The organism is Corynebacterium urinipleomorphum, from assembly GCF_900155535.1.
In the GTDB taxonomy this organism is placed as follows: Bacteria; Actinomycetota; Actinomycetes; order Mycobacteriales; family Mycobacteriaceae; genus Corynebacterium; species Corynebacterium urinipleomorphum.
Window position 1 is genome coordinate 1 of the sequence record NZ_LT706953.1, and the last position, 836, is coordinate 836.

Consider the following 836-nt stretch of genomic DNA (forward strand, 5'->3'; position numbering starts at 1 on the left):
TGAACTAGCCCCCGAAAGTTGGACTGGTTTAATTCTAGGCGGTTAGGGGTTCGAGGGCCTGATTCCGATATTGCATCGGGGTCAGGCCCTTGAGTCGTTGTTGGATGCGTTCGGCGTTGTACCACTGGATGTACTCATCGATAGCCTGAGTGAAATCCGCGACAGTGTCGAAGATTTCGCCGTGGTACATCTCGGTTTTCAGGTGCCCGAAGAAGTTCTCCATGACCGCGTTGTCGTAGCAGTTGGCTTTACGAGACATCGACTGGACACCACCGTGTTCGTCAATGAGTTTGCGCCAAGTCGAGTGCTGGTACTGGAAGCCTTGATCGGTATGCATCATCCACCCGGGTTCAGGTGCACACGTCACGATCGCTTTGGTCAAAGATTCGGTGGTAAATGCTGTCGACGGCGATGTAGCCACGGTGTGGGCGACGATTGAGCGGTCGAACAGGTCCATCACCGGCGACAAGTACACTTTGCGGCCTGCGATTCTGAACTCGGTGACGTCGCTGACAAAGGCGGTGTTTGGTGCATCCGGGGTGAACTTGCGGTCAAGCTTGTTGTCAGCAATGCGGCTGATCGTCCCGGTGTAGGAAACGTAGGGCCGGCGGCGCCGGATTTTGGCTTTCAATCCCATCTGGTCCATGAGTTTGTAGACGAGCTTGTGGTTGACCACCCAGCCGTGATTACGCAGGTCCAGCAAAACTCGCCGGTAGCCGTAGCGATGCTTGTTGCGCTCGAAGCTTTCCCGGATCGCGTGCTTGAGTGCCGTATGCCTATCCGGCTCACCGAGTCGTTTCTGGTGGTAGAAGAACGTCGACCGCGGGATACCTGCC

1 protein-coding gene is annotated in these 836 nt (G+C 56.0%); it reads right to left on the reverse strand.

The genetic code is table 11. The features are described from left to right. Window positions 1-34: 34 nt before the first annotated feature. On the reverse strand, window positions 35-836 hold an 802-nt coding region (locus CZ338_RS00005), incomplete at its 5' end, for an IS3 family transposase (protein ID WP_143341207.1).